Here is a 24,723-nt window from a genome sequence, read left to right as displayed (position 1 = left end):
GCTCCCACGCCGCCGCCCGGGCCATGGGGCTTCCCCTGGCGAACTTCCACGGTAGTATCCGCCCTGATGCACTGCCCCGAGTGCGGTACCAAGGCCAGCCCCGGCGCCGCGAACTGCGGTGTGTGCGGCTTCGCGCTGGCCACGCTCGCGTCGGCGCAGAAAGGCGCCGCCACCGCACGCACGATGATGGGCGTGTCGCTGTCCGACCTCGCGAAAGGCCCGAACGCGGGGCTCGAGGTCGATCCCGACGCGCCGACGCTCGTCAAGACCAGCTCGAAAGGCACGGCGAAGCCCGTCGTCCCGCCGCCGCCCGAGAACCGCACCATCGTCGGCATGCCCGCGCTCGTGCCGTCCGCCGAGGCGAGGCCCACGCCCGCGCAAGCTCCCGCGCAGACGCTCCTCGGCGTCGCCGTCCCGAACGCGGAGTCGTCCGGCGCCGCGCCCGCCGTCAAGGTGCCGCCGCCTGCCGAGGGCACGCTGCTCGGCGTGGCGCGGCCGGGGATCGCGCCGCTCCGCGCGAGTGAGCCGGTCGCGGGTGATGCCCCTCAGGGTCGTGAGCGCGAGATGCCGCACGAGCTCGGCGCGACGATGACGCCCGAGGAGATGGAGCGGTACCGCGGCAATCCTCCGCGGCCGAGCTCCCGGGACAAGCTCGCGCGCAAGCGGCTCGTGTTGCCGCCCGTGCAGCCGCGCGGCGGCGAGGTCGTGCGTGAACGCTCGCGCAAGAACCGCAAGCGCGCGCTGCCGGTGATCATCACGGCAGGCCTGCTCGTCGTGTTCGCCGTGGCCTTCATGTTGCTCTACAGCAGCCCGCCTCCACTCACGGCGCGCGTGAAGGCGACGCCCGAGGGCCGCGAGGCCGTCGAGATCGAGTGCACGAGCTGTCCCGACGGCACGAAGGTGCAGATCGGCGCGGCGAGCGCGGACGTCAAGAAACACACGGCGCTCGTGACCTTGCCCGCGCCGCTCGCGCTCGGCGAGAACCGGCTCAAGGTCTCGCTCGACAGGCCGGGCAGCGGGCGCGACGAGTCCGTCGGCGTGACGGTGCACGTGAGTTATCGGCTGCGGCCGGATCTCACGGGGCTCGCCAACGAAAAACCGTCGGTGCACGTGGCGGTGGAGGCCATCGGTGGGACGGAGATCACGATCGACGGCAAGCCCGCGGCGGTGAAGGACGGGCCCGCGGTGCACGTGATCGACGTGGCCGCGGACTGCACGGGGCCCGCGGACGAACCCGCGACGCTCAAGCGCCGCGTGCCGTACGTGGTGCAGACGGAAGGCGGCACGCGCGAGGAGGGCGCGGTCGACGTCGCGGTGGGGATCGTGCCGCTGCACATCGACGCGCCAGGCCCACGCGTGATCGTGGACGGGGAGACGTTCGTGCTCGCGGGGCGCACGATGAAGGGCGCGGAGGTGCTTGCGGCCGGGAAGCCGATCCAGGTGTCCGCGGATGGATCGTTCGCGCAGCGGATGAGCGTGTCGTCGGTGGGATCGACGAACATCGAGGTGCGCGCGAAGGCGCCCGGGATGGCGCCGCGCATCGTGCCGATCGCGGTGCGGCGCGTGGAGAAGCTCGCGTCCGCGGCGCAGGAGTTCATGGCGGACAAACCGCTCGGGTACGGGGCGTTCGCCTCGGCGCAGGCGAGCGACGTGGGCAAGGCGGCGGTGGTGTCGGGCGAGATCGTCGAGGCGCGGACGCAGAACCACCAGACGATCTTCTTGCTCGACGTGCCGGCGAAGGAGGGCTGTCCGAAGGGGCAAGGGCCTTGCCGCGTGCGGCTCGTGCACGGTTTTCCGAACCCGGCGAAGGCAGGCGACGTGATCACGGCGTACGGTCAGATCGGAAAACCGTTCAGCGCGCCGGGCAGCGGCGTGGTGCCCGAGATCCAGGTGGCGTTCACGATGCCCGGAGAGCGGAAATGAGCATGAAGACATCGTCGCGCCTCGGGGCCGCGCTCGCCGTGGTGGCAGGGTTTTTCGCGCAGCCCGCGCCAGAGATCGCGCATGCGGAGGGCATCGACACGACGCGGCCGTACACGGTGGTCGTCGGGCCGCCGCGCGGGCACGCGCCGAGCGAGCGGGTGGATGCGCGGCGCACGGGACAGAGCCGGTCGCGGCTGCCGTTCCCGCCGGTCGACAAGTGGCGAAGGCACCTCGGCGGCTCGATCGAGGTGCCACCCGTCGTGGACGAGTCGGGGCGGATCTACGTGGCGCTGAGCGTGCCGGAGGTGGTCGCGTATTCGCCGGACGGCAAGGAGATCTTCCGGACGCGGCTCGGCAGCGCGCCGGCGATCGCGCCGCCCGTGCTGACGAGTGATGGGACCTTGTTGCTCGTGACGAGCGCAGGGACGGCGGTGGGCCTCGGGCGTGATGGTCGGGTGCGGTTCGCGACGCCGCTCGGGCAACGAGGCCGCGACCTCGACGTGGCGCCGCTCGCGCGATCCGATGGAAGCGTGGTCGTCGGGGGCCGGGCGCTCGTGGAGCTCGACGCGAACGGCGGGGTGCGGGCGCGGGCGAGCTTGCCGGAGCGCGCGGTGGGGGCGCTGATCGAGGGGCCGGAAGGGACGGTCGCGACGGGCGAGTCGGGCGGCGTCTACGTGTTCCGGCCGCCGAACCCGCCGAGGAAGGTCGGGACGTTCGGCGGTCCGCTGCGGCGCGGCGCGGCGCTCGAAGGCGGGCGGACGTTGCTCGCGGTGGTGAACGGCAAGAGCCTCGTAGGGCTCGACGTCAAGACGGGGCTCACGCACGTGCGGGCCGGCGACGTGGGGCTCGGGACGTACGACGAGCCGGTGACGATCCACCCGCGTGGGTTCGCGATGTTGACGACGTCGATGGGTCTCTTGTTCGGGGTGGACGCGGCAGGCAACGAGCGGCTGCGGATGGTGCTGGACAAGGGGGCGCAGCCGACGGGCCCGGATCCGGCGGCGGCGGGAGGGACGGCGGCGGCGACGGGGTTTTTTAATGCGCCGGCCGATGCACGACCGAGCCCGGCGCTCCTGGTGGATGCGGAGGGGCGCGTGGCGTTCGCGCGGCAAGGCGGGCGCGTCGGGGTGGCGCGGCCGGATGGGAACGTGGCGCTCGTGAGCGAGAAGCTCTGCGCGGCGCCGGTGGCGATGCAGCCGGCAGGGGATGACAAGCTTTTGGTGGCTTGTCGCGATGGAACGATCTGGATGCTGGGGCTCTAGTCAGGCCAGCGGAATCCGACAGACGAACCGCGCGCCGCCGCTCTCGGCGCGCTCCAGGGTGAGCGCGCCGCCGTGCCGCCGGGCGATGTCGCTCGAGATCGAGAGGCCGAGGCCGGTGCCCTGACCGCGGGGTTTTGTCGTGAAGAAGGGCTCGAAGATGCGGCACGCGATGTCGTCGGGGACGCCCGGGCCATTGTCGCTGACGGCGACGAGCGCGGCGCCGCCGTCGCGCCGGGCCTCGATGACGATGCGCGGAGGTGGTTTGCCTTCGCGCCCGTCGGTTTCGAGGGCCTGGATGGCGTTGACGAGCAGGTTCATGCAGACCTGGCTCATCTCGCCCGAGCGGCAGAGGACCTCGGGGACGTCGCCGTAACGCTTGTCGACCTCGATGCCGGCGTCGCGCAGACGGCGGCCGAGCAGGACGAGGGTCTCCTCGATGCCGGCCACGAGGTCCGTGGGCACGGCCTCGCCGGGCGATCGGGAAAAACTCTTCAGGTTGCCGACGATGCGGACCGCGCGGTCGCTGGCGCGGCGGAGCAGGTGCGAGATGCCGACGAGGTCGTCGAGGGCCGCGTCGACGTCGAGCTCCTTCATGATGCGCTCGAGCTCGTGCCTTCGCGCCGGGGAGAGCTCGGGCAAGGCGGCGCGGAAGGCGGCGAGGGTCTGGCCAAGCTCGGAGGAGAGGCGTTCGAGCGGGGCGGCGGCGCCGGCGATGGCCGTGAGCGGGTTGTAGATCTCGTGCGCGACGCCGGCGAAGAGCTCGCCGATCGAGGCGAGGCGTTCGCCCTGGACGAGCGCGGCCTGCGCGCGGCGTAACTCGTCGAGGGTCTTCGTGAGCTCGGCCGTGCGGGCCGCGACGTTCTCTTCGAGGCCGGCGCGCTCGCGTTCGAGCTCGGCGATGGTGCCGGCGAGGCGGACACGCATGCGCTCGATGCTCTCGCCGAGCCCGACGACCTCGACGGGCCCGGTGACGGGCGGCGCCGCGGCGTCGAGCGCGCCGCCGGCCACGAGATCGGCGGCGCCGGCGAGGACGGTGAGGGGGCGGCTGAGCTCACGCGCGGCGCGGGCGACGACGCCGAACGCGGCGACGACCATGGTGGCGAAGGCGGCGATGAGGGCGGCGATGGCGTCGACGTCCTGGCGGAGGTCGCTGCCGACGGAGAGGGCGCGGTAGAGGCCGACGGAGGAGAAGAGGGAGAGGGTGGTGGTGAAGAGCAGCGGCAGGCCGAAGTCGCGCAGCATGCGGCGGCGCAGGGTGATGGGCTCGGCGTGCATGGCCGCGCCGCGGCCGGTCCAGGCGCGCAGGCGTTCGAGGAGGGGCGCGACGGTGTCGAGGTCCCAGGCGCGCTGGTAGAAGGAGACGCCGAACGCGAAGAGGATGCCGAGGCAAATCTCCATGACGGCGTCGGCGAGGGACCAGGCGGCGCGGCCGGGCCGGGCGTAAAGGACGCCGATCGTGATGAAGGCCGACCAGACGGTGAAGTTCAGGTAGGAGAGGGTGATCGGCAAGGCCTTGGCCTGGGCGATGGCGCGCTCGTGAATGGCGCGGTCGCCGTTCGGGCCGGCGGCGAGGGCGCGGGCGACGTGGCGGGTGGCGGGGCGGACGGCGAGCGTGAAGCCGATGGTGCCGACGATGGCGAGCGCGGGGACGATTTCGAGCCAGGCCTTGAAGAGGACGGGGCTCTGCGTGCGGAGGAAAGCGACGCAGAAGAGCATGAGGGTGTGGCCGCCGACGATGCCGGCGACCATGGCGGACTCGGCGAGTTTGTCGCGGAGGTTGCGGGCGTCGGTGGGGATGTCGGCGAAGGGTTCGAGGCGGCGATAGAAGGCGCGACGGATGCCGCCGGCCATGAGGCCGAAGCCGGCGGCAGCGAAGAGGACACGGGAGCCGATGTGCGGGACGAGGGGGCTGACGGCGAGGGGCCACGAGAAGGTGCGGACGAGGGCGGCGACGAAGAGGCCGCGGGGTCCGCGGCGGACGAGGGCGGGGCCGGCGAGGGCGGAGAGGGTGAGGGAGACGACGCCGATGGTGATGGCGAGGGGCAGGGCCGCGGAGAGGGCGTCGGGGACGACGGTCCAGACGAAGAGGAGCGCGGAGAAGGCTTCCCAGGCGGCGGCGAGGAGCTCGGCCTGGAGGTGGCTCGGGGCCTTCGGGGGGCGGACGGTCGAGGGCGGGGGGAGGGATACGCGACGGGAAGCCATGGGGCGTCCAGCGATGCTACGGGTTTTTCGGCGCGGCGGAGTTGCGCGTGCGGGCGAATTCGGGGCATAGGTTCTGTCGACGATGGGGGCTACGCTCGGATGAACCGAGCTACGCCCCCAAACCCCCAGGAAGGATGCGCGGCTCCGCGTTTGCTCTCGTCGTGCTCGCGCTCGGATGTGGTCCGGCGGAGCCCGCGCTCGCGCCCGCGCCGCCGGCGAAGGCGCCCGTGGCCGCGGCCGTGACCGCTGCCGCTCCCGCTTCCGCTGCCACTGCGGCTTCCGCTCCCGCCGCCGCTTCCGCTGCCGCTGCCGCTTCCGCTCCCGTGGCCGAACCCGCGCCGGCGGCTCCTTCTGGCTCGCGCCTCTATGCCGTCGAGGGCATTCCCTGGATTTACCCCACGCCCGAGAAAAAGGGCGAGCGATACCTCGGGTACATCCGGGTCGGCGAGTCGGTCGCCTTGAAAAAGCCCGAGCCCGTGCGCGGGGCCGGGTGCGCGCGGGGGTTCTGGGCGATCGAGCCGCGCGGCTACGTCTGCAACGACCCGCTCGTCTCACGCGAGCCCCCGCCCGAGGTCCGGCCCGCGTTCGACGCCACGTTGCCCGTGGCCGGGCCATTTCCCTACAAATACGCCATCTCCAATGGCGCGCCCATGTACAACCGCGTGCCCACGCCGCGCGAGCAGGCGCGCGTCGAGAGGCTCCTCGGGCCCGCCGGCAAGGTCGAGCCGCTGTCGAAATTCCTCTCCGCGCACGAGGACCTCGCCCAGACCGAGCCGATCACGCCCGATGGCCCGCTGCCCGCGTTCCTCGAAGGCGGCAAAATGGTGCGCCCGGGTCGATTCGATCTCGTGCGGCAAAACATTCCGCACGGATCGATGCTCTCGTACACGAGGGCGTTTTCCGCCGAGGGACGCACGTTCCTGCTCTCGGTGGACCTCACGGTCGTGCCCGCCGATCGCGTGCGCCCGTTCCGTCCGAGCACGTTCCGCGGCGTGCGCCTCGGGGACGACGTCACGTTGCCCCTCGCCTGGTTCCGCAAATCGCCGCGCGCGAAATGGCGCAGGCTCGAGGGTGGCGCCATGGAGCGCACCGGGACGTCGTTCCCCGCGCGCTCGCATGCCATGCTCACGGGCACTTCTGCCGAGGTCGCGGGCGTGACGTACCTCGAAACGAAGGAGCGCGAGGGCGGGCAGCCGGTGTGGGTGGAGCAAGGAGGCGCGACCGTCGTCGAGCCGCGGGAAAAGCTCCCGTTCGGCGTGCGCGAAGGGTCGAAGTGGGTGCACGTGCGGATCACGCAAGGCACGCTCGTCGCGTACGAGGGCCTCACGCCCGTGTTCGCCACGCTCATTTCACCCGGATCCGGCGGCGTTCCGGTGAAGGGGATCGACAACGTGAAGGCCAGCACGACGCCGACCGGGACGTTTTACGTGACGTTCAAGGACAAGGCGGCCACGATGTCGCCCGAAAAAGGCGAGGATCGCTCGTTCTGGATCGCCGACGTCCCTCACACGCAGTACTTCCACCCGCCCTTCGCGCTGCACGCGGCGTACTGGCACGAGCGCTTCGGCGAGCCGACGAGCGCCGGCTGCGTGAACCTCTCGCCGATCGACGCCGAGACGCTGTTCCATTGGAGCGACCCGCCCGTGCCCCCCGGCTGGCAGGGCGCGTCGGGCGCCGGCGCCCCCGAGAACGGGCCAACGACGGCGGTCGTCATTTCGAGGTAGAATCGTCATACGCCGCCTTGCGTCACGTGGATTCGATGGCCATCGTGGGGGCCCATGCGAACCGAGATCCGACGCAGCACCTGGGTCAAGCCACTCCTCTCCGTATTCGGCGGAACGGCCGAGCGATCGTACGTCGACATCGAAGGCGACGAGATTCACGTGCGTTTCGGCTGGCTCTTCGACGAGCGCATCCCGCTCTCGCGGGTCACCTCGGTCGAGCGCGCGCGCTGGCCGCTGCTCGGTGGGCTCGGCTGGCGGACCAATTTCGTCGATACCGTCGCGGTCGTCGGGTCGTACGACGACGTGGTCCGCATTCGCCTCGCGCCCGCCCAGCCGATGCGCGTGCTCGTGCGGGTTCCGGCCGAGACGCTTTACGTGTCGGTCCAGGATCCGGACGCCTTCGTCGCCGAGGTCCGGCGCCGCATCGCCTCGCGAGCGTCCTGAGATGAGCTTCCCTCCGTATCACCCGTTCCGCTCCGCCGAGGCCCGCGCGCGGTTCCTCGCCCGCTACGACGAGCGCGCCGCGCGCTGGCCCGTGCCCTGCGAAGGCCGCACGATCGACACGTCCCTCGGGCGAACGTTCGTCCGGGTGAGCGGACGCGCGGGCGCCCCGCCGCTCGTGCTCCTGCACGGGGTCTCGGGCAGCTCGCTGCAATGGGCGCCGAACATCGAAAAACTCGCCGCGCGATTCGAGGTCTTCGCCGTCGACGGCATTCACGACTGCGGCCTCAGCGTCTACGCGCGGCGCGCGGAGGACGGGTTCGATTACGCGAGATGGGTCGACGAGGTGGCGGCGGGCCTCGGGATCCGGTCGGAATTCGCGCTCGCGGGGCTCTCGTACGGCGGGTGGATCGCGAGCCAGTATGGCCTGCGTTTTCCGCAGCGGTTGCGGGGCCTCGTGCTCGTCGCGCCGGCGAACACCGTGCTGCCCATCGCGGGGGGATGGATCGCGCGCGCCGTCCTGACCACCCTGCCCATTCCGTGGTTCACGCGGAGCTTCATGCAATGGATGCTCGCGGACACGGTGAAGCGAGGCGAGGAGGGCCGCAAGCTCGTCGAAGAGGTGAGCGAAGACTCCTACCTGGCCGCGCGATGTTTCGCGTGGAAGCCCATGACGCAGCCGACGGTGCTCCGTGACGAGGAGCTCCAGGCCCTGCCCCGGCCGACGTTTCTGATCGTGGGGGAAAACGAGACGATCTATTCGGCGAAGGATGCGATCGCGCGGGTGAAGCGCGTCGCGCCGCACATCCGGACGGAGCTCGTTCCGGAGGCGGGGCACGATCTCACGCTCGCCCAGGCGGACCGCTTTGGCGAGGCGCTGATCTCGTGGCTCGGCGAGGGCCGGGCGACGGCTACCGCGACGGGATGACCTTCGCCTCGTACTTCTCGCAGAGGAACGCCGGCCACCCCGTGCCGCACCGGACCTCGACGTAAACCATCGTCACGACGCTCGAATGCGCGAGGCCGTGCGCGCCCAAGATCACGCCCATCAGCGCGAGGCTCGTGTATCCGCGCCGAACCGCGCGGCGGAGCGCGCCGAGCGCCTGCTCCGGATTGCCTTGTACGAGCTCGACGGCGCGATCGCGGCCTCGATATGCGGCGGCGCTTCGCGCGAGGCGCGAGGCGAGGTCGTCGCCGAGGCCGAGATCGACGCGCGGAACGGATGGATCCACGAGCGGCGCAGGGCCGTCCTCCCCGGTCTCGAGCCCGGGCGCGAGCGCCGCCTGCGCGCGCTTCAGAGCACGAAGGTTGGCCGAGAGGACGACGAGCGTCACGGCGGTGGTCGCGAGCAAGATGACGAGCGCGGGAATGGGTGTTTCGGCCTCCTCCAGGCGCGCCGCCGGCCAGTCGAGGGCCGCGAGCAGCGTGGCCGCGGAGAGGGCGGCCGCGAGGATCCCCCAGACGGCGCGGCGATCGCTGTCCGCGACGATCGAGCCGAGGCGGGCCCGCTGCGCGCGGCGCGCGGACGAGAGGACGAGGAGGCACACGGGCAAGAAGAGGATCGCCGAGAAGGCCCCGCTCGCGGCGCCGCCGAGCGTGCCGCCGTGCGCGTCGTCGAGGGCCGCGACCATCGCGCCGGCCGCGGCGCCGGCGAGGAGCACGACGAAAACGTGGTACCCGAGCCGGTCCGACGTCGGTCGGTACTCGGGGTTCGGTGTGTCGATCTCGTACGAATATCGCCAGCCGAGGCATAGTTTTTTCAGGAGGACGCCAGTGACGGCGGCGATGAGCATGGTGCCGAGGGCGGCGAGGGGTTTGACCCCTTCGTACGTGACGCCGAAGAGCGGGTTCGACAGCAGGCCCGCGGAGAGCCAGCCTGCGGCGGCGCCGGTGATCGCGAACGGGGGAGCGAGCCTGGGGAAGCGGGAGCCGTCGGCCATCGGGGGGTCCTCCTTGCCTTGGACGGGGCGCGGGAGGGTGAAACGCAAGACCCGCGGCGGCCTTGGGCCGGACGTCAGGCCCTCGGCGGCACGTCCTCGAACGGAAGACACCGAAACATCTCGACGGCGATTGTTCCCTCGCCGGGCCTTCGTTCGATCGCCGTCGCCACGCGATGACGACCGCCCAGGGAGGTGAGCGAGAATTGCCAGCGCGAAGGGTCGTCGGGGAGCTCGGGCTCGAAGGAGATACGAATGGGGCCGCCCTCGTCGAGGTGATAGGAGAAATGATCGAGCGGGATGGCGAGGCCCATGCCGCGGGCCTTGATGTAGGCCTCCTTGAGCGTCCAGTAATCGAAGAATCGATCCCGCTGGCGATGCGCGGGCAGCCGGCGCAGCGAGGCGGATTCGAACGGGGAGAAGAAACGGTCGGCGATGCTGACGGTCTCGCCGCGCCTCTGGGTGTCCTCGACGTCGAGGCCGACTTCACGGTCGCGCGCGACGAGGATCGCGACGAGGCCGCGTGTGTTCGAGAGGTTGAAGCGTAGCCGCGGCGCGCCGCTCGGCCCTGCGATCTCCGGGCGACCGTGGCGATTTCGCTCGAAGACCCAGTCGCGCGGGGCGACGGGCGCATACGCGGTGAGCACGGCGCGGACGAGCGCGCGCGTGACGAGGTATTCGCGCCGGCCCTCGGCGAACCGAAAACGAGCCTGCTGCCTTGCCTCGTCGGGGGACATGACGGAATGGTAGGCCGCGAGCAGATACCAGTCGTCGATCACGTCGGGATCGACGTACCAGAGGTGCGCGGCGCCCGGCGGCAAGGAAAGAGGGCTCAAGGCGTGGCCTCCGGGGTCGGGAGGATCTGCTTCACGTAGGCGTCGATCGGGCGGTCGCCCCGGCGCTCGCGCGGGTATCCGTACGAGACCTCCTCGAAGCGGACGCCGTCGACGTGCACCGTCCTCCGGACGTGCAAATGGCCCTGCACGACGACGCGCGCATCGAAGCGGACGTGCCAATCCGTGGTTTTTCGCGTGCCGCACCAGGGCGAGAAGCGCGGCACGCGGGGCAGGAAGACGAGGTCCTGGCGCAGCGGGAAATGATTGATGAGCACCTTCGGCAGCGCGGGCGCGGCGCGCAGGCGCGCTTCGGTTTCGGCCACGCGCGCGTGGCACCACGCCTGCCGGCTCGGAAAGGGCGCGGGATCGAGCAGGACCTCGTCCGCCGCGGCGATGCCTTGCTCCGCGGCCCAGGCGACCGCTTCGCTCACGGGCACGTCGTCCGGGCGGAACGTGTAATCGTAAAGGAGGAACATGGGGACGACGAGGTGCGGCCCGCCTTCCCCTTCCCAGACGGGATACGGATCCTCCGGCGTGAGCACGCCGCGCTCGCGGCAGAGCTCGACGTACCGCGCATATCGGGCGGCGCCGCGCGGCTCGCCCGGCGGCGCGTGCGGATCGACGTAAAGCTCGTGGTTGCCCGGGACCCACACGAGCCTTCGGAACCGCGGCGCCAGCGTATCCAGGACGAATCGTACGTGCTCGAACGTTTCGCCGAGATCGCCGCCGAGGACGAGCCAATCGTCGGGGCGCGCGCCGAGGGACGCGACGGCGGCTCGATTGTCGGGAAATCCGACGTGTAGGTCGCTGATGGCGAGGAGCTTCATGTGGCAGGCCGTCACGCACTCTACACGCGGTCGCGCCGCGCGTCAGCCGTGTCCGCCGCGTGGACCGGCCTGGAAGCCCGGAGGACGAGCGCGACCGTGATGAGCGTGCCGATCGTGCTGATCGCGCCGGTCGCCCAGGGAACGTAAAGCGAAAGCAGTCCGCCCGCGAGCTGGATCGCCGCGGGCAAGAGGAGCTCGAGCGTGCTGTTGATCGCGGTGACCACGAGGCAAGAGCCGATGATGAGCTGGCCCATCGCGCCCGAGGTCCAGACGTGCTCGCCGCGGACGTAGGAGAGCACGTCGTGCAGGGTGTTCAAAGCGAACGAGGCGGTGACCGTGAAGAGCAGCCGGCGGTTGAAGAGGTTCGTGAGCAGCCGCTTGCGACCAAAAAAGAGCCCGGCGACGAACAGGGAGAGGATCACCGCGTCGAAGATGAGGACGTCGGCCCAGGGCGACGGCCTGTGCGTGCTCGCCTCGCGGATCGAGAGGGCGCCCATCGCGACCGCGCCGGTTGCGACCACGGCGCTGACGAAGAGCGTCCGCGCGCGGCGCCCCACGCTGGAATCCATCTCTTTCACCATCTCCGCGGCCCTGCGTTCGAGCCGCCTGCGCTCCTCGATTTTTGCTTCCAAGAGGGCGACGCGCGCTTCGAGCTCCGCGCGATCCCCTTCCATTCGTTCGAGCAAGGCGCGGGCATTCGCGGGGTTTTCCAGGATGATTTCTCGTTCGACGAGCAGCGCGAGGCTCCGCGCGAGCCCCTCCTTGGCGCGCGTGTTGTCGGGCCATTCGCGGAGGGCCTGCAAAAAGCCGAATCTGCATTCGCTGAGCCCGCCCAAGATCTCCGCGCTGGCGACGATTTCGGGGCCGCCCTTGCCGAGGGCCTCCTCCAAGACCTCGAGCCGCTCGCTCGCTGCATCCGCGATCCCGAGCGAGGAGCGGTGGCGCAAGAAATCGGCCATGCGCTCGCGAAACGCGGCGGCGCTCGGGGGCCGCTCGTCCCGCTTGCGTGACATGGCGGCATTGCAGAGCGCGACGAGCTCGTCCGGGGCCTCGGGCGGGTAATCCTGCGGCGTCCCCGCGCTCGCCGAGAGGAGCGCGTCGTACAGGCTCGGCCGCGCGTGCGGCGGGTTGCCCGTGAGGATCTCGTGGAGCGTCGCGCCGAGCAGGTACACGTCGGTCCGCGCGTCGATCTCGTGCGGCTCGCCGCAGGCCATCTCCGGGGCCATGTACGCCGGGGTCCCGACGAGCGGCTCGGCATCTTTGCCCGGCGTCGTGTCGATCGTTCGCGCGACACCCCAATCGAGCAGGTATACCTCGCCGAATTCGCCGACCATCACGTTGTCGGGCTTCACGTCCCGGTGGACGATCCCGCGGGTATGGGCGAAGTGCAATGCATTGCATACCTGCATCAGGATCTCGAGGTGCGCGACGAGGCGCGATTCTCCGCCGAAGCTCGCGCGCTCCCAGAACGGGTGGCTCGCATCCGCGAGGACCTCGCTCCACGAAACACCCTCGATCCGTTTGATGACCAGGATGGGCCTTCCCGTGTCGTCGAGCCCGAGCGCGTGCACCGGCACGATGTTGGGGTGTTCGAGCCCCCCGGCGACCTGGCCTTCGCGGATGATTGCCAAGGACGCACTGCGGGGTGCTTCGTCGTGCGGTATTTTTACGGCGACGTGGCGATCGAGGGATCGCTGATACGCGAGGTAGACCGCCCCCATGCCGCCTTGCCCGAGCTGCCGCTCGAGGGTGAGATCGACGCCCGGCGAGGAGAGCACAGGCGGTTTCCCCTCGATCGCCCCGGTCGAGAGCGACAGGCGCGGCAACACCGGCGTCTCGGCGTCCGGCGGATGGCTCCGCGGCGCGCCCACGGTCGTGGTCCCGAGGGCCTCCGCCGGGAGGTCTTCCACGCGGATCGTGTCGGAGATGGTCCATTCCATTGCGCGCCTCGAAGGATGCCCCATCCACGCCGCCCGGAGAAGTGCGGCCTCCGACTTTTCTCGTCCGCCGCGCACGAAAATGCGCTCGCCACGGGCGCGGCCTCGGCGCACATTGAACGGACGATGGACCGCACGATCCGCCGCGCTCGCGCCGCTTTTTTCGTCCTCGCCGCCGCCTCCTTTGCCGGTTGCAGCGATGATCCCCGCCCCGTGGTGACGCTGCCGCCGCCGGGCACGCGCGAGGAGCTCGCGGACGAAGCCGCGCTCGCGGCGCTCGCGGATTTCCGAGCATTGCCCGTCTTCGGCGAGGAGAGGTACGTCCAGACGGGGAGCCAGGATCGCCTGAGCGGCGCGCCCGCGCCGGCCGATTTCGTCGAACGCGGAAACCGCGACATGAACCATTTCGTATGTCGCGGCCGTGAGGCCTCCGTCAGCGAGAACCAGCTCATCCCCCCGATTTACGACGAGGCCGAGTGCCCCGAGGCGTACGTGCGGGGCGTCGTGCTCTCGCGGTTCGAAGGGTCGGGCTACCTGGCACGGCTCTGGCTCACGGCGAGCTCGCTCCGGAACGGGCTCGTGGCGAATGACGAGGTGCTCCGGATCTGGGTCGACGACGAGGCGAACCCCGTCGTGGAGGAGCCGCTCGCCGCGGTGATCGATGGTACGGCCGGGGAGATGTTCGCGCCGCCGTTCGGCGACGGGCCGGGAAACCACCTCGCGTGGTATTATCCGGTCGTCTTCTCCAAGAAAATCGTGATTGCCCTGGATGGGCTCGGACCGCTGGAATATTATTATCATCAGGCAGGGGCGGTCCTTTCCCCGGAGGCGGAACCACGCAAGGCGGCCCCGGCGCGTCTCGCCGCGCGCGACCAGGCGATTTCCGTCCTCTCGTCCACGGCGGAGGGGCCGATCCCGGGCGAGCCGCTCGTCGCGCCCGCCACGGTGACTCTGGAGCCCGGACAAACGACGACGCTGGCCGATCTCGCAGGGCCTTCCACGATTCATGCGTTTTCCGTGGAGGTCGCCGAGGCCGAGCTCGCCGCGCTGCGCGACGTCACGCTCTCCGTCACCTGGGACGACGACGCCGCGCCGGCCCTTCTGCTGCCTTTCTCGGATCTCTTCGCGGCGACGCTGGATCCGCCGGAAAACGCGAGCCTCGCGCTTTCGGGGTCGAAGGACGGAGGCACGGTGCGCCTCGCCTTGCGGCTCCCGATGCCGTTCACGAAGAAGGCGGTCTTTTCCGCGACGAGCGCGGCCGCGGCGCCGATCGAGTTCGCGCTCTCGATCCGCGGCGAAAAGACCGTGCCGAGCGAGGCGTTCGGCCACCTCCACGTGGTTCGCAACGAGACCGTCGCGCCCGCGCCGGGGCCCGAACATCCGCTCGCGAGCGTCACGGGTCGCGGGCGCTGGGCCGGGACGTGCCTCATGCTGGAAGGCCGCGGCATCGGCGACGGCAGCCTCTTCGACGAGCCGCTCAATTTCCTGGAAGGCGACGAGCGCGCCGTGCTCGACGGCGTGACGGCCGTCGTCGGGACGGGCACCGAGGATTACCTGAACGGCGCGTTTTACTTCGAATCCGGCCCCCACGCCTCACCGTTCGCGCAATGGTGGGGCACCGTGGTCACGCCGCCCTCGGCCCGCACGAGCGCGTGCCGGTTCCACGTGCTCACGGATCGAATCGACTTCCAGAAGAGCGCGGAGATCGCGCTGGAAATCGGTCCGGGCATCCCGGAGACGCTCGACCGGTACCGGAGCGTGACGTTCCTCTATCGATGATCAGGGCTTCATGAACCGGGGATCCTCGAGCGCCTCGGACGTGCATTCGGCCGGCGCCGTCACGGGATTGCAGCGCGCGGGCGTGCCGCCCGTGATGTCCACGTGATAGGTGGATCCGTCGATCGGCACTGGATAATCGGTCGTGACGAAATGCGCCCCGCCCGCGAGCGCCGCGTCACGCAAGGTCGTGTCGCCGGCGAGCGCGGCGTCGAGGTCGATCTCGGCGCGCGTGCGGACCAGCATGTTCGCGGCCGCGGCCTCGTCGATGAGCACCTTCGTCACCGTGGGATCGTCGTACAGCGTCCACGCGGCGTGGGGATCCGTGGGCACGGTCCGCGTGAAGAAGAGCCGCCCCGCGAGGCTCGTCCCCTGGCGTGAATACGCCATGCCAAACCCGTCGTTCAGGTTGTACATCGTGAAGATCACGCGGCCGCGCAGCTTGCCGAGCGTCGGCCACCCCTCGGTCTTCACGGCCTCGCCGAGCGTCGCGTAGCTGCCCTGCACGTCGTCGGGCGTCACGACGCGGTTTTCCGGCCAAACCCCGAGGATCCGCTCGTGCAGGGTGCCGAAATACGCCTCGACCGCGTCCGCGCCGGGCGCGAGATCCTTGAGGTCGAGCATGATCGTGAGCGGAAGGTGGGCCGGGTGGGCGTCCGACCAGCGCTTCACGACGCCGAGGCACTCGCCGAGCGTGGCGCACGTGCTGCCTTCGTCGAGGAACGGCACGTGCGCGACCTTGTAATCCCCGAGCGCCTCGTCGTACCGGAGATCGAGCTCGATGCAGCGGACACCCTGCTCCGAGAGCTGCACGTCGAGCGGCGCGTGATCGACGGCGTACTCGGGGCCGGAGAGATCGGGGTTCGCCACGTGGAAGCTGTTGTGCGTGGCCTTCGCCTGCACGTGGTGGAGGCGCAGGACGCCGTCGAGCGGATACTCGAACGCGGGTTTTATCGCGCCGGGGCTCTGGCCCTCGTCGGCGTCGCTGCACGCACAGACGGAGAGGGCCAGCGAAAGCAGGGAAAAACAGCGCGCAAGACGAGAATGCATGATTCCAGCATGACAGCTCTCCTCGCGAGGACCGTCAAGGCCTGGAGAATCGGACGGCGATGGGGAAATCACCGAGCACGGCGGGGACATGCCGCGCGGACGAGCAAGACCGCTGCCGAAAGCCCAGGGCGCTCGATCGGCGGCGCGGACGGAATGCGGGGTCGCTCAGCGCCGGAGCTTTTTCGCCATCTGCTCGCCGAGCTCGGCCGCGCGGTTCGTGGCGGCCTCGACGGCGTCGATGAGCGTGCGGCGGAGGCCGCCAGCCTCGAGCGTGTGCAGGCCCGCGATGGCCGTGCCGCCGGGGCTCGTGACCATGTCCTTGAGGCGACCCGGGTGCTCGCCCGTTTCGAGCTGGAGCTTGGCCGCGCCGTACACGGTTTGCGCCGCGAGGAGGAGCGCGGTGTCGCGGCCGAGGCCGACCTTCACGCCGCCGTCCGCGAGGGCCTCGATCATGAGCATCACGTACGCCGGGCCGCTGCCCGACAGGCCCGTGACCGCGTCGAGCAGCGATTCGTCGAGCACGACGCAGCGGCCGACGGCCTCGAAGAGCGCGCGGGCGACCTCGAGGTCGTCTTTCGTGGCGTGCATGCCGGGCGCGATCGCCGTGGCGCCCGCGAGCGCGATCGCCGCGGTGTTCGGCATCGATCGAATGACCCGCGCGCGGTCGGGCAGGCGCGCCTCGATGGCCTCGATCGGCACGCCGGCGGCGACGGAGATCACGACATCCCCCTCGCTCAGGCCGGCCGCGACGGCGCCGAGGATGCGGTCGACGATCTGCGGCTTCACGGCGATGACGACGACGTCGGCCCAGCGGACGAGCGCCTCGTTGTCGTCCGTGGTCTCGATTCCGTACGTCTGCCGGAGCTCGTCGAGCCGCTGTTCCTTCAGATCGCTCGCCCGGATCTGAGCGGGCGTGACGGTGGCCGAATGCAAGAGGCCCCGGATGAGGGCGGACGCCATGCTGCCGCCGCCCACGAACCCGATTCGCCGCCCATCCATGCGCTTTCGCAGATCGTTCATCGTATCCCTTTCGGCAACGCACCCTACCAGAGCAGCCCTCTCGACGACAGAGCATCGTCCCGAGGGGGACGCCTCGCGTCCCCCTCTCGGCCAGGCAGAGCCCGGCCGATTCACCCCCCGAGGCGACATCGCTGCGCGATGTCGCGAAGCGCCGAAAGGTTCGGCGCTTCGGCAGACGGGCGATCGTCCAAACCGCACGGCGAGGGGTTGCGCAACTCGGTATCGCGATTCATCCGTTAGGCTCGGAATGAAGTGGAGCCTCGGCTGGTTCGCTCGCCCGGAGGTTCGAGGGGAGAATTCATGATGTCCGTCCGTTCGTCCCAGCGCGCGTCTTCATTCGTATCTCGCTCGGCACTTGCCCTTTTGCTCGCCACGGGAATGCTCGGGTCCGCCGGCTGCGGGCACGAGGCCCACGCGACGCCGCCGCCGCCCTCCACGCAAGAGGTCGCCCAGCAGGTGTCGGCCGAAGCCGCCGCGGCCGTGACGGCAGCGCCCGCCGCGCCCGCGCCCGTGCCCGCGACGTTCGACGTCGCCGACCTCGCCCAGCGCGTGACCCCGATGGTCGTCAACATCACGACGACGCAGAAGGTCGCCGGAGGCCCGGGCTACGGCGGCATCGATCCTTTCGAGTTTTTCTTCGGTCCGCGCGGAGGCGGCGGAGGTGAGCGCGCGCCGCGCGCCCCGGAGCGACAGATGGCGCGCACCGCGCTCGGCACCGGGTTCATCATCGACCCCGAGGGGTTCATCGTGACGAACGCGCACGTGATCGAGGGCGCGGACGACGTGAAGGTGCGCCTCGCGGACGAGCGCGAGTTCGGCGCCGACGTCGTCGGCCGAGATACGAAGCTCGATCTCGCGCTGCTCAAGCTCCGCGGCGCGAGCGGCCTCCCGGTCGCGGCGCTCGGATCGAGCGAGGCCTTGCGCGTCGGCGAGCACGTGCTCGCGGTCGGCAACCCCTTCGGGCTCGGGCACACGGTGACGCTCGGGATCGTGAGCGCGAAGGCGCGCTCGATCGGCGCCGGCCCGTACGACGATTTCATCCAGACCGACGCGAGCATCAACCCGGGCAACAGCGGCGGCCCGCTCTTCAACTGGAAGGGCGAGGTGATCGGCATCAACACGGCCATCCGCGCCGGGGCGAACGGCATCGGCTTCGCGACGCCGGTCGACGCGCTGAGGGACATCCTGCCGCAGCTCCGCGAGAAGGGTCATGTCGAGCGTGGCAAGCTCGGCCTGCTCTTCCAGCCGCTCACGGCCGACCTCGGCAAGGCGTTCGGCATGGATACGCCGAAGGGCGCGCTCGTCTCGGATCTCGAGCCGGGCGGCGCGGCGGCGCGCGCGGGCATCAAGCCCGGCGACATCGTGGTCGCGGTGAACGGCACGCCCATCCACCACGCCGAGGACCTGCCCCGCAAGGTCGCGCGGCACGCGCCGGGAACGACGATCAAGGTCTCGCTCCTGCGCTCCGGCAAGCCGCTCGAGGTGACCGCGAAGCTCGATCAGCTCGGCGACAGCGACGGCGAGGACCTCGACGCAAAGCCCACGCGCGGGCAGAAGTCGCCCGCCGCGACGAACAAGTACGGCTTCCAGTTCTCGGATCTCGCGGGCGGCGGCGTGCGCGTCGATCGGGTCACGGATTCCGAGAGCGAGCTTTCGCCGGGCGACGTGCTCCTCGAGGTCAACGGCGCGCCTGTGCGTGACGCGAAGGCGCTCGATGCCGCGCTCGCCAAGATGAAGCCCGGCACCGTGGCGGCGTTCAAGGTTCGCCGCGGCAAGATCACGCGGTTCGCCGCGCTCCCCATCAAGTGACCCTTCGCCGCCGGGCTTGACAGCGCTCGTCCCGCGCGGTGCTGTCGGGCCCATGAACCCCGTATCGTCCTCGCTGCGGCGCCTTTCCGAGGCGCCGCGCCTCTACGTGCAGGAGGGTTTTGTCTCCGACGACGAGGCGCGCCACGTGCTCGCCTCGTACGGCGATCGCGACGCGCTCACCCGCCGCGGGCTCGCGTGGCAGGCGAACGAGACGGGGCTGTCGAGCGAGCTCCCCGTCGAGGCGGACCCCGTGCTCGCGGCGATCGCGGCGCGGATCGAGGCGGTCCTCGGTTTTTCCTGCACGCTCGTCGAGCCGACGTTCCGGTTTCGCCGGTACGCGCGGGGCGACGCGCATCCGCCGCACCTCGACGAATACACGATTGGCGGCGCGCGGCTCGTGGCGACCGCGATCGTCTATCTCACGGACGCAGAAGACGGAGGCGAGACGTTTTTCCCGCGCGCCGAGCCGCATCCGGTGGCCGTCGCCGCAAAAAAGGGGCGGCTCGCGCTCTGGTTCAATCATCGGCCCGACGGGAGCGTCGACGAGGCGGCGCTGCATCAATCGAATCTGCTCCGCGAGGGTGAAAAAGCGACGATCGCGTATTTCGTTTATGCCCCCGTCGAGGCCGCCCGCGTGAACGTCGCGGCGGACGAGGCGCCGGCGGGGACGGCTTCGTCTCGCCGGCGGTTCGTCTGCGTGAACGACGGCGTGCCCGAGGCGACGGTGCGCGTGCTGCGCGAGGCGTGCGCGTCGCGCGGGGTCACGTACGAGGAGGTGCAGGCGGCGAATTTCGATTTCACCGCGGCCGAGCCGCTCCCGCCGGGGACCTTGCTTTTCCGGCCGGCCGTCTCGTCATCCGCGGTGCGCGTGGAGCAGGCGCTCTCCGGGCCGGGGGTCGTGACGTTTCATCGGGAGCCGGATGGCGTGTTCCGTGATGTCGGGCCCGAGCATGCGGTGCTCGAACGGCGGGGAATCTCGGTGCCGCGGTGGATCTGGGGGAACACGACGGACCGCGTGCTTTTGCGGCGGTACGTGGAGGACCTCGGCGGCCTGCCGATCGTGATGAAGTTCGCCGGCGGATCGGGGGGCGTCGGCGTGCTCCGCATCGACAGCCTGGCGGGGCTGTTTTCCACGATGGATCACGCGCTCGCGTCGGGCCGGATGCCCGTGCTTTCGACGTACATCCCGGACGCGACGCATCATCGCTGCATCGTGGTGGGCGACCGCGTCGCGGGATACTGGCGCAATCAAAAGGACGAAGACGATTTCCGGACCCACGCCACCGACGATCCGGCCGATTACCAGACGCCGCCCGCGCCCGAGATCCTGGCGAGCGCCGTGGCCGCGACGGCGGCCCTCGACGTCGAGCTCGGCGGCGTGGACGTGCTCGAACATCCGAGCGGGCGCCATTACGTGCTCGAAGTGAACTTTCCGTGTTTTTTCGCGCGCGCCCGGCTCGTCGGCGGGCAGGACGTGGGGGGAGCGATGATCGATTGGCTCGTGCGAAAAGCGGAGCGGATGGCGGGCCGGTAGCGGCGACCGCGTTTCAGGCCCCTTTGTCGCTCTGCTCGGCCGTGCGCTTGTCGCTCTGCTCGGCGTTGCGGGCGCCGTGCTCCTTGTCCTTGTCCTTGCCGGCTTTTTTCTTGTCGCTTTGCTCGGCCTGGCGCTTCTCCTTCTCCTCCTGGTTCTTCCGCGAGGCGTCGTCGTCGTGCGCGAAGAGCGGCATGCCCGGCGAGACGCCGAGGGCCGGGGCGCTGTCGACCGTCGCGCCGCGGCGAACCCGAGGACCACCGGCCGGCGGGGCCACGCGCGCCTCGAGGAGGCCGAGATCGGCGAGCTCGTCGAGCGCACGGAACACCGCGTCACGCGTCCACCCGTCCGTTCCGGTGGCGGCCGCGAGGCCGGCGATGTCCGCGATGGAGCGGGTGCCGTCGGCGTGCGCGAGGGCGAACGCGGCGAGGGGCGAGAGCGCGGGCAGGGAGCCGGTGTCGATCGAGGCGCTGCGGGCTTTCGGGGTCATGCGAGAGATCTCCAGCGTAGGTAAGGTTCGTCCCAAACGTGACGATTCATATCACGGAGGGCCAGCACGCATACAGCGGAGACCAACCCTCACGTGGAAATGCGGGCTTCAAGGCTTGTCGCGTGGTAACGGGGCGCGGGTGAGCAGCGTCGAGCCGGGGGGCCGAGAGAGGAGCGCCCCCGAGGCCACGAGCGCACCACGCAAGGCGCTCGCGTGGATGGTGGCCGCGCAGGTGCTGTTCACGGTCATGGGGATCTGCACACGCCTCGGCGCGCAGAAGCTCCCGTGGTCCGAGGTCGCCGCGGCGCGCGCGGTGCTCGGGGCCGTGGTCGCCATCGTGGTCGCCCGGATGCGCGGCGCCCCGCTCGTGATCCACGATCGGCGCACGGCGTGGGCCCGAACCATCTGCGGGACGGTCGCGATGTTTTGCACGTTTTATACGTTCGGCGCGCCCGCGATCGCGCTCGGGGACGCCGTGACGCTCGGCGCGACGTCGCCGATCTTCATCGCCATCCTGGCGCCGTGGCTGCTCGGCGAGCGGAGCCCCCGGATCGTTTGGGTTGCAACGACGATCGCGTTCGCCGGCGTGGCGCTCGTCGCCGGCCCGAGCTTCCGCCTGTCCGGTCCGCTCTCGCTCGTGTCGCTGCTCGGCGCGGTCGCGACCGCGCTCGCCATGATCTGGCTGCGGCGCCTGGGCACGGGTAGGTCGGGCACGCCGCGCGAGAGCCCCGAGGCGATCGTCGCGCATTTTTCGGTCGTGGCGGGCATCTCGCTCTCGCTCGTCGCGCTCCCGACGCTGCGCGTTCCGGACCTCGAAGGCGCGCTTTTCCTCCTCGCCACGGGCGCGAGCGGCGCGTTCGCGCAAATCGCGATGACGCGGGCGTACGCGCTCGATCGGGCGGCCCGCGTGGGCGTGTGGAGTTACCTCGGGGTCGTTTTGACGCACTTCGCGGCGATCGTGATCCTCGGGGAGCCGGAGAAGCCGATCGGGCTCGCGGGCGCGGCGCTGGTCATCACGGCGGGCGTAGGGCTCACCTGGTCCGGCCTGCGCGAGGCGAAGTCGACCGTCGTGCTCGCGCCGCCCCCTTGCCAAACGGGCCGATGACCGCGATCCTCCCCGCAGGATGCCGCGCACGATTCGGAAGATCGCCATCAACACCGGGGGCGGTGACGCGCCCGGGCTGAACGCCGTGCTCCGCTCCGTCACGCTCTCTGCCATCGAGCGGGGCATCGAGGTCTGGGGCATCAAACACGGCTATCGCGGCCTGCTCGAGGACGAGCCCGGTGGACTCGTGCGGCTCGATCGCGACGCCGTGCGCGGCATCATGCACCTCGGCGGCACCATCCTCGGCACGGCGAACCGCGGCGATCCGTTCCACTACCCGACGCTCGAGGGCGACAAGCTCGTCCCCAAGGATCGCTCTGCCGAGCTCATCGAGCGGTTCCGTCGCGAGGGCTTCGACGCGCTCGTCGCGGTCGGCGGCGACGGCTCGATGCGGATCGCGAACGCGCTGCTCGAACGTGGTTTGCCGCTCGTCGTGGGCGTGCCGAAGACGATCGACAACGACGTCTACGGCACGGAGCTCACGTTCGGCTTCGACACGGCGGTCTCGATCGCGACGGAGGCGATCGATCGGCTGCACTCGACGACGGAGGCGCACGAGCGCGTCATGGTCGTGGAAGTGATGGGGCGGCACGCGGGCTGGATCGCGCTGCGGGCCGGGATCGCGGGCGGCGCGGACGCGATCCTGATGCCCGAGGTCCCGTTCTCGTACGAGCCCATCGTGGAGAAGGTGATGCAGCGAGAGGCGCGCGGTCGGCGCTTCTCGATCATCGTGGCGGCCGAGGGCGCGTGTCCGAAGGGCGGAGACGTGACCGTGCGCGACGCAGGCGACGCGTTCCGGCGCGTGGTCGTGCTCGGCGGCGTGGCCGAGCGCGTGGCCAAGGAGATCGCCGAGCGCACGGGCAAGGAGACGCGCTCGATGGTGCTCGGCCACCTGCAGCGTGGCGGCGGACCCACGACGTTCGATCGTCTGCTCGCGCTGCGCTTCGGCGCGGGGGCCGTGCGTTTCCTTGTGGAGGGCTGCGAGAGCGGCATGGTCGCGCTGCGTTGCCATCGCGTGGAGCTCATCCCGCTCTCCGAGACCGCGGGGCGCACGAAGACGGTGGATCTCGACTGCGACACGGTGACGACCGCGCGCGAGATGGGCATCTGCTTCGGCGACGAGCCACCGGGCCGCTTCGCGACGGAAGGGGCTTCGACGTCGTGAAGGCCGCGTGGCGGTTTTCGCTCGGCGCCGCGCTCGCGCTCGTCGCGCCTCGGGCGCTCGCGAAGGAGCCGAGCAAGGCCGAGGTGCAGCTCGCCAAGGACATGGTGAAGGACGCCATCGTCGAGGCGAAGGAGGGGCGCTGCGCGGACGCGATCCCGATGCTGGAGCAGGCGATCGCGATCCACGAGACGGCCGAGGCGTTCCTTTCGCTCGGGGAGTGTCAGGCCACGATGGGCAAGCTGCGCGCGGCCGTGGCCACGTGGAAGCACGGGGAAGAGGTCGCGGAGGCGCAGAAGGACAAGGCCCGTCGCGAGGCGATCGAGAAGAAACGCAAGGAGACCGAGAGGCGGATCGCCACGCTTCGGCTGGAGCTGCCGAAAGGTGTCTCCGGCGTCGTCGTGACGATCGACGGCGAGGTCGTGCCGGAGGCGAGCCTCGCCGCGCCCGTGCCGGTGGATCCCGGCGCGCGTGTGGTCGAGGCGAAGGCGCCGGGGCGTGAAGCGTTTTCGAGCCGGATCGAGATCGAGGACGGGGCGCGTCGCACGGTGGAGATCGAGCTCCCGGGGGACGGGAAGGCGGGGCCGTCGGAGCCGAAGGCGGGCCTCGGCGTGCCGCTCGGCACGTGGATCGCGGGAGGCGCTGCGGTCGCGTTCCTCGGCGGCGGCGTGGCGGCATACCTCCTGGCCGGCGCGCATGCCGAGGCGGGCGAGATCGAGTGTAGCAAGCGTCTGCAGTGTGGCGCGGATCGCATCGACTACGTGCGCACCTACGATGGCCTCGCGCTCGGGGCCTGGATTGGCGCCGGCCTTGCGGCGGGCGCGGCGGTCGGGATCTGGGCGCTCGCGCCGAAAAAGGCGAAGGACGAGGTGTCGGCGCGTGTCTTCGTGGGCCCGGCCTCCGTCTCGATCGTCGGTCGGTTCTGAGCGGAGTTTGACAGTCCTCGAACGAGATCGATATCTTGGCGAGGAAGGCTCCGAGCCTGTCGAAACGGCCCGAAACATGACAAAAGTCCTCGTCTTCGAGAGCGATCACGCGTTCGCCGGAGAGCTCCGTACCGAGCTCGGGCGTCTCGGCTGCACCGTGCAGGTCGTCGACGACGGCAACGCCGGGCTGCAGCTCGCCGCGAACGACAGACCGGACCTGATCCTCCTCTCCATCGAGCTGCCGCGCATGAACGGCTTCTCGGTGTGCAACAAGCTGAAGAAGGATCCGCAGCTCAAGGACGTGCCGCTCGTCATCATGTCGAGCGAGTCGACCGCAGAGACCTTCGAGCAACATCGCAAGCTGCGCACGCGGGCCGAGGACTACGTGCACAAGCCGATCGCGTTCGGCGAGCTGCTCGGCCACATCCGCGCGCTCGTGCCGATCGATGCGACGATCGAGCCGGATGCGATCGTGATCGACGACGCGGAGGTGATCGAGGCCGACGAGGTCGAGGAGGTCGAGGAGGAGAACACGCCGCCCAACGAGGCCGCGGGTGAGCGCGAGATCGACGACTTCCTCGGCGGCGCGTTCGATCGGCTGATGGCCGACGACGACGAGGAGAAGACGCGCGCGCAAGTGTTCCCGATCGTGCCGCCCGCGCCGCCTGCGCCGGCCGCACCGCCGCCCGTGCCGCAGCCCGCGCCCGTCGCTGCGGTCGCGCCGCCACCGCCTGCACCGCCGCCCGTGCCTGCGGTCGCGCCGCC

General features: G+C 70.6%; 20 protein-coding genes. 12 read left to right on the top strand and 8 right to left on the bottom strand.

Translation table 11 applies throughout. The features are described from left to right. The first annotated feature begins 66 nt into the window (after positions 1 to 66). Both QHF84_RS27705 and QHF84_RS27700 read left to right on the top strand, forming a co-directional pair. Positions 67 to 1,923 carry a hypothetical protein gene (locus QHF84_RS27705; protein ID WP_281316450.1) on the top strand — a complete coding sequence of 619 codons (1,857 nt, stop codon included), beginning with the start codon at positions 67 to 69 and terminating at the stop codon, positions 1,921 to 1,923. A 2-nt stretch (positions 1,924 to 1,925) separates the two neighbouring features. After that, positions 1,926 to 3,185 (top strand): PQQ-binding-like beta-propeller repeat protein, encoded by a 1,260-nt coding sequence (locus tag QHF84_RS27700; RefSeq protein WP_281316449.1) that lies wholly within the window; start codon positions 1,926 to 1,928, stop codon positions 3,183 to 3,185. On the opposite strand, the gene QHF84_RS27695 is transcribed toward QHF84_RS27700, so the two are convergent. Next, positions 3,186 to 5,387, bottom strand: coding sequence for an ATP-binding protein (locus tag QHF84_RS27695; RefSeq protein ID WP_281316448.1), 2,202 nt, complete (start codon positions 5,385 to 5,387; stop codon positions 3,186 to 3,188). 134 nt (positions 5,388 to 5,521) lie between these two features. Between QHF84_RS27695 and QHF84_RS27690 the strand changes: the two genes are divergently transcribed. Genes QHF84_RS27690 through QHF84_RS27680 form a run of 3 tightly spaced genes read left to right on the top strand, consistent with a single transcriptional unit; the run spans position 5,522 to position 8,480 of the window. After that, positions 5,522 to 7,111, top strand: a complete 1,590-nt coding sequence (locus tag QHF84_RS27690; RefSeq protein ID WP_281316447.1) for a L,D-transpeptidase — start codon at positions 5,522 to 5,524, stop codon at positions 7,109 to 7,111. 54 nt (positions 7,112 to 7,165) lie between these two features. Beyond that, on the top strand, positions 7,166 to 7,555 hold the full coding sequence (locus QHF84_RS27685; protein WP_281316446.1) for a hypothetical protein: 390 nt from the start codon (positions 7,166 to 7,168) through the stop codon (positions 7,553 to 7,555). A gap of 1 nt (position 7,556) precedes the next feature. Then, entirely contained in the window at positions 7,557 to 8,480 is a 924-nt protein-coding gene (locus tag QHF84_RS27680; RefSeq protein ID WP_281316445.1) for an alpha/beta hydrolase, read from the top strand. Here QHF84_RS27680 and QHF84_RS27675 read toward each other — a convergent pair. The 4 genes from QHF84_RS27675 to QHF84_RS27660 form a co-directional block, all read right to left on the bottom strand. Beyond that, entirely contained in the window at positions 8,464 to 9,492 is a 1,029-nt protein-coding gene (locus tag QHF84_RS27675; RefSeq protein WP_281316444.1) for a hypothetical protein, read from the bottom strand. The two genes, QHF84_RS27680 and QHF84_RS27675, sit on opposite strands and share 17 nt — an antisense overlap. A gap of 74 nt (positions 9,493 to 9,566) precedes the next feature. Further along, the gene (locus QHF84_RS27670) at positions 9,567 to 10,325 is read right to left on the bottom strand and encodes a 4'-phosphopantetheinyl transferase superfamily protein (protein WP_281316443.1); all 759 of its coding nucleotides are present in this window, start codon (positions 10,323 to 10,325) and stop codon (positions 9,567 to 9,569) included. Then, on the bottom strand, positions 10,322 to 11,152 hold the full coding sequence (locus tag QHF84_RS27665) for a metallophosphoesterase (protein WP_281316442.1): 831 nt from the start codon (positions 11,150 to 11,152) through the stop codon (positions 10,322 to 10,324). The genes QHF84_RS27670 and QHF84_RS27665 overlap by 4 nt, the downstream gene beginning before the upstream one ends. Before the next feature lie 20 nt (positions 11,153 to 11,172). Next, positions 11,173 to 13,092 (bottom strand): serine/threonine-protein kinase, encoded by a 1,920-nt coding sequence (locus QHF84_RS27660; RefSeq protein ID WP_281316441.1) that lies wholly within the window; start codon positions 13,090 to 13,092, stop codon positions 11,173 to 11,175. Between the two features lie 123 nt (positions 13,093 to 13,215). Here QHF84_RS27660 and QHF84_RS27655 point away from each other — a divergent pair, with 123 nt between their 5' ends. Further along, the gene (locus QHF84_RS27655) at positions 13,216 to 14,868 is read left to right on the top strand and encodes a DUF2961 domain-containing protein (protein ID WP_281316440.1); all 1,653 of its coding nucleotides are present in this window, start codon (positions 13,216 to 13,218) and stop codon (positions 14,866 to 14,868) included. Here the strand turns inward: QHF84_RS27655 and QHF84_RS27650 are convergent, their stop codons facing one another. Then, positions 14,869 to 15,915 (bottom strand): Ca2+-dependent phosphoinositide-specific phospholipase C, encoded by a 1,047-nt coding sequence (locus tag QHF84_RS27650; RefSeq protein ID WP_281316439.1) that lies wholly within the window; start codon positions 15,913 to 15,915, stop codon positions 14,869 to 14,871. A gap of 165 nt (positions 15,916 to 16,080) precedes the next feature. Then, on the bottom strand, positions 16,081 to 16,935 hold the full coding sequence (gene proC, locus QHF84_RS27645; protein ID WP_281316438.1) for a pyrroline-5-carboxylate reductase: 855 nt from the start codon (positions 16,933 to 16,935) through the stop codon (positions 16,081 to 16,083). Between the two features lie 300 nt (positions 16,936 to 17,235). On the opposite strand from proC, the gene QHF84_RS27640 reads away from it, so the two are divergent. Then, the gene (locus QHF84_RS27640; protein ID WP_281316437.1) at positions 17,236 to 18,744 is read left to right on the top strand and encodes a Do family serine endopeptidase; all 1,509 of its coding nucleotides are present in this window, start codon (positions 17,236 to 17,238) and stop codon (positions 18,742 to 18,744) included. A gap of 52 nt (positions 18,745 to 18,796) precedes the next feature. Further along, positions 18,797 to 20,278 carry a 2OG-Fe(II) oxygenase gene (locus QHF84_RS27635; RefSeq protein ID WP_281316436.1) on the top strand — a complete coding sequence of 494 codons (1,482 nt, stop codon included), beginning with the start codon at positions 18,797 to 18,799 and terminating at the stop codon, positions 20,276 to 20,278. Positions 20,279 to 20,291: 13 nt separating this feature from the next. Here QHF84_RS27635 and QHF84_RS27630 read toward each other — a convergent pair whose 3' ends face one another. After that, positions 20,292 to 20,765 carry a hypothetical protein gene (locus QHF84_RS27630; RefSeq protein ID WP_281316435.1) on the bottom strand — a complete coding sequence of 158 codons (474 nt, stop codon included), beginning with the start codon at positions 20,763 to 20,765 and terminating at the stop codon, positions 20,292 to 20,294. Between the two features lie 139 nt (positions 20,766 to 20,904). Here QHF84_RS27630 and QHF84_RS27625 point away from each other — a divergent pair, with 139 nt between their 5' ends. From QHF84_RS27625 to QHF84_RS27610, 4 genes are all read left to right on the top strand, one after another. Then, complete coding sequence (locus tag QHF84_RS27625; RefSeq protein WP_281316434.1) at positions 20,905 to 21,870, top strand: DMT family transporter; 966 nt, start codon at positions 20,905 to 20,907, stop codon at positions 21,868 to 21,870. A 19-nt stretch (positions 21,871 to 21,889) separates the two neighbouring features. Then, a complete protein-coding gene (locus tag QHF84_RS27620; RefSeq protein ID WP_281316433.1) occupies positions 21,890 to 23,035 on the top strand; it encodes an ATP-dependent 6-phosphofructokinase in 1,146 nt (381 codons plus the stop codon). Further along, entirely contained in the window at positions 23,032 to 23,958 is a 927-nt protein-coding gene (locus tag QHF84_RS27615) for a tetratricopeptide repeat protein (protein ID WP_281316432.1), read from the top strand. The genes QHF84_RS27620 and QHF84_RS27615 overlap by 4 nt, the downstream gene beginning before the upstream one ends. 76 nt (positions 23,959 to 24,034) lie before the next feature. After that, positions 24,035 to 24,723 (top strand): response regulator (locus QHF84_RS27610; protein WP_281316431.1); only part of this gene is annotated, 689 nt, incomplete at its 3' end.

Source organism: Polyangium sp. y55x31, assembly GCF_029946505.1.
GTDB lineage: Bacteria > Myxococcota_A > Polyangia > Polyangiales > Polyangiaceae > Polyangium.
Note: the sequence above shows the minus strand (reverse complement) of the source record. Positions and strands in the feature narration are given on the sequence as shown.

Excerpts from the sequence above, each read along its gene's own strand:
- QHF84_RS27705 (WP_281316450.1), top strand. The coding sequence starts at position 67 with ATGCACTGCCCCGAGTGCGGTACCAAGGCCAGCCCCGGCGCCGCGAAC.
- QHF84_RS27700 (WP_281316449.1), top strand. The coding sequence starts at position 1,926 with ATGAAGACATCGTCGCGCCTCGGGGCCGCGCTCGCCGTGGTGGCAGGG.
- QHF84_RS27695 (WP_281316448.1), bottom strand. The coding sequence starts at position 5,387 with ATGGCTTCCCGTCGCGTATCCCTCCCCCCGCCCTCGACCGTCCGCCCC.
- QHF84_RS27690 (WP_281316447.1), top strand. The coding sequence starts at position 5,522 with ATGCGCGGCTCCGCGTTTGCTCTCGTCGTGCTCGCGCTCGGATGTGGT.
- QHF84_RS27685 (WP_281316446.1), top strand. The coding sequence starts at position 7,166 with ATGCGAACCGAGATCCGACGCAGCACCTGGGTCAAGCCACTCCTCTCC.
- QHF84_RS27680 (WP_281316445.1), top strand. The coding sequence starts at position 7,557 with ATGAGCTTCCCTCCGTATCACCCGTTCCGCTCCGCCGAGGCCCGCGCG.
- QHF84_RS27675 (WP_281316444.1), bottom strand. The coding sequence starts at position 9,492 with ATGGCCGACGGCTCCCGCTTCCCCAGGCTCGCTCCCCCGTTCGCGATC.
- QHF84_RS27665 (WP_281316442.1), bottom strand. The coding sequence starts at position 11,152 with ATGAAGCTCCTCGCCATCAGCGACCTACACGTCGGATTTCCCGACAAT.
- QHF84_RS27660 (WP_281316441.1), bottom strand. The coding sequence starts at position 13,092 with ATGGAATGGACCATCTCCGACACGATCCGCGTGGAAGACCTCCCGGCG.
- QHF84_RS27655 (WP_281316440.1), top strand. The coding sequence starts at position 13,216 with ATGGACCGCACGATCCGCCGCGCTCGCGCCGCTTTTTTCGTCCTCGCC.
- QHF84_RS27650 (WP_281316439.1), bottom strand. The coding sequence starts at position 15,915 with ATGCATTCTCGTCTTGCGCGCTGTTTTTCCCTGCTTTCGCTGGCCCTC.
- proC (WP_281316438.1), bottom strand. The coding sequence starts at position 16,935 with ATGAACGATCTGCGAAAGCGCATGGATGGGCGGCGAATCGGGTTCGTG.
- QHF84_RS27640 (WP_281316437.1), top strand. The coding sequence starts at position 17,236 with ATGATGTCCGTCCGTTCGTCCCAGCGCGCGTCTTCATTCGTATCTCGC.
- QHF84_RS27635 (WP_281316436.1), top strand. The coding sequence starts at position 18,797 with ATGAACCCCGTATCGTCCTCGCTGCGGCGCCTTTCCGAGGCGCCGCGC.
- QHF84_RS27630 (WP_281316435.1), bottom strand. The coding sequence starts at position 20,765 with ATGACCCCGAAAGCCCGCAGCGCCTCGATCGACACCGGCTCCCTGCCC.
- QHF84_RS27620 (WP_281316433.1), top strand. The coding sequence starts at position 21,890 with ATGCCGCGCACGATTCGGAAGATCGCCATCAACACCGGGGGCGGTGAC.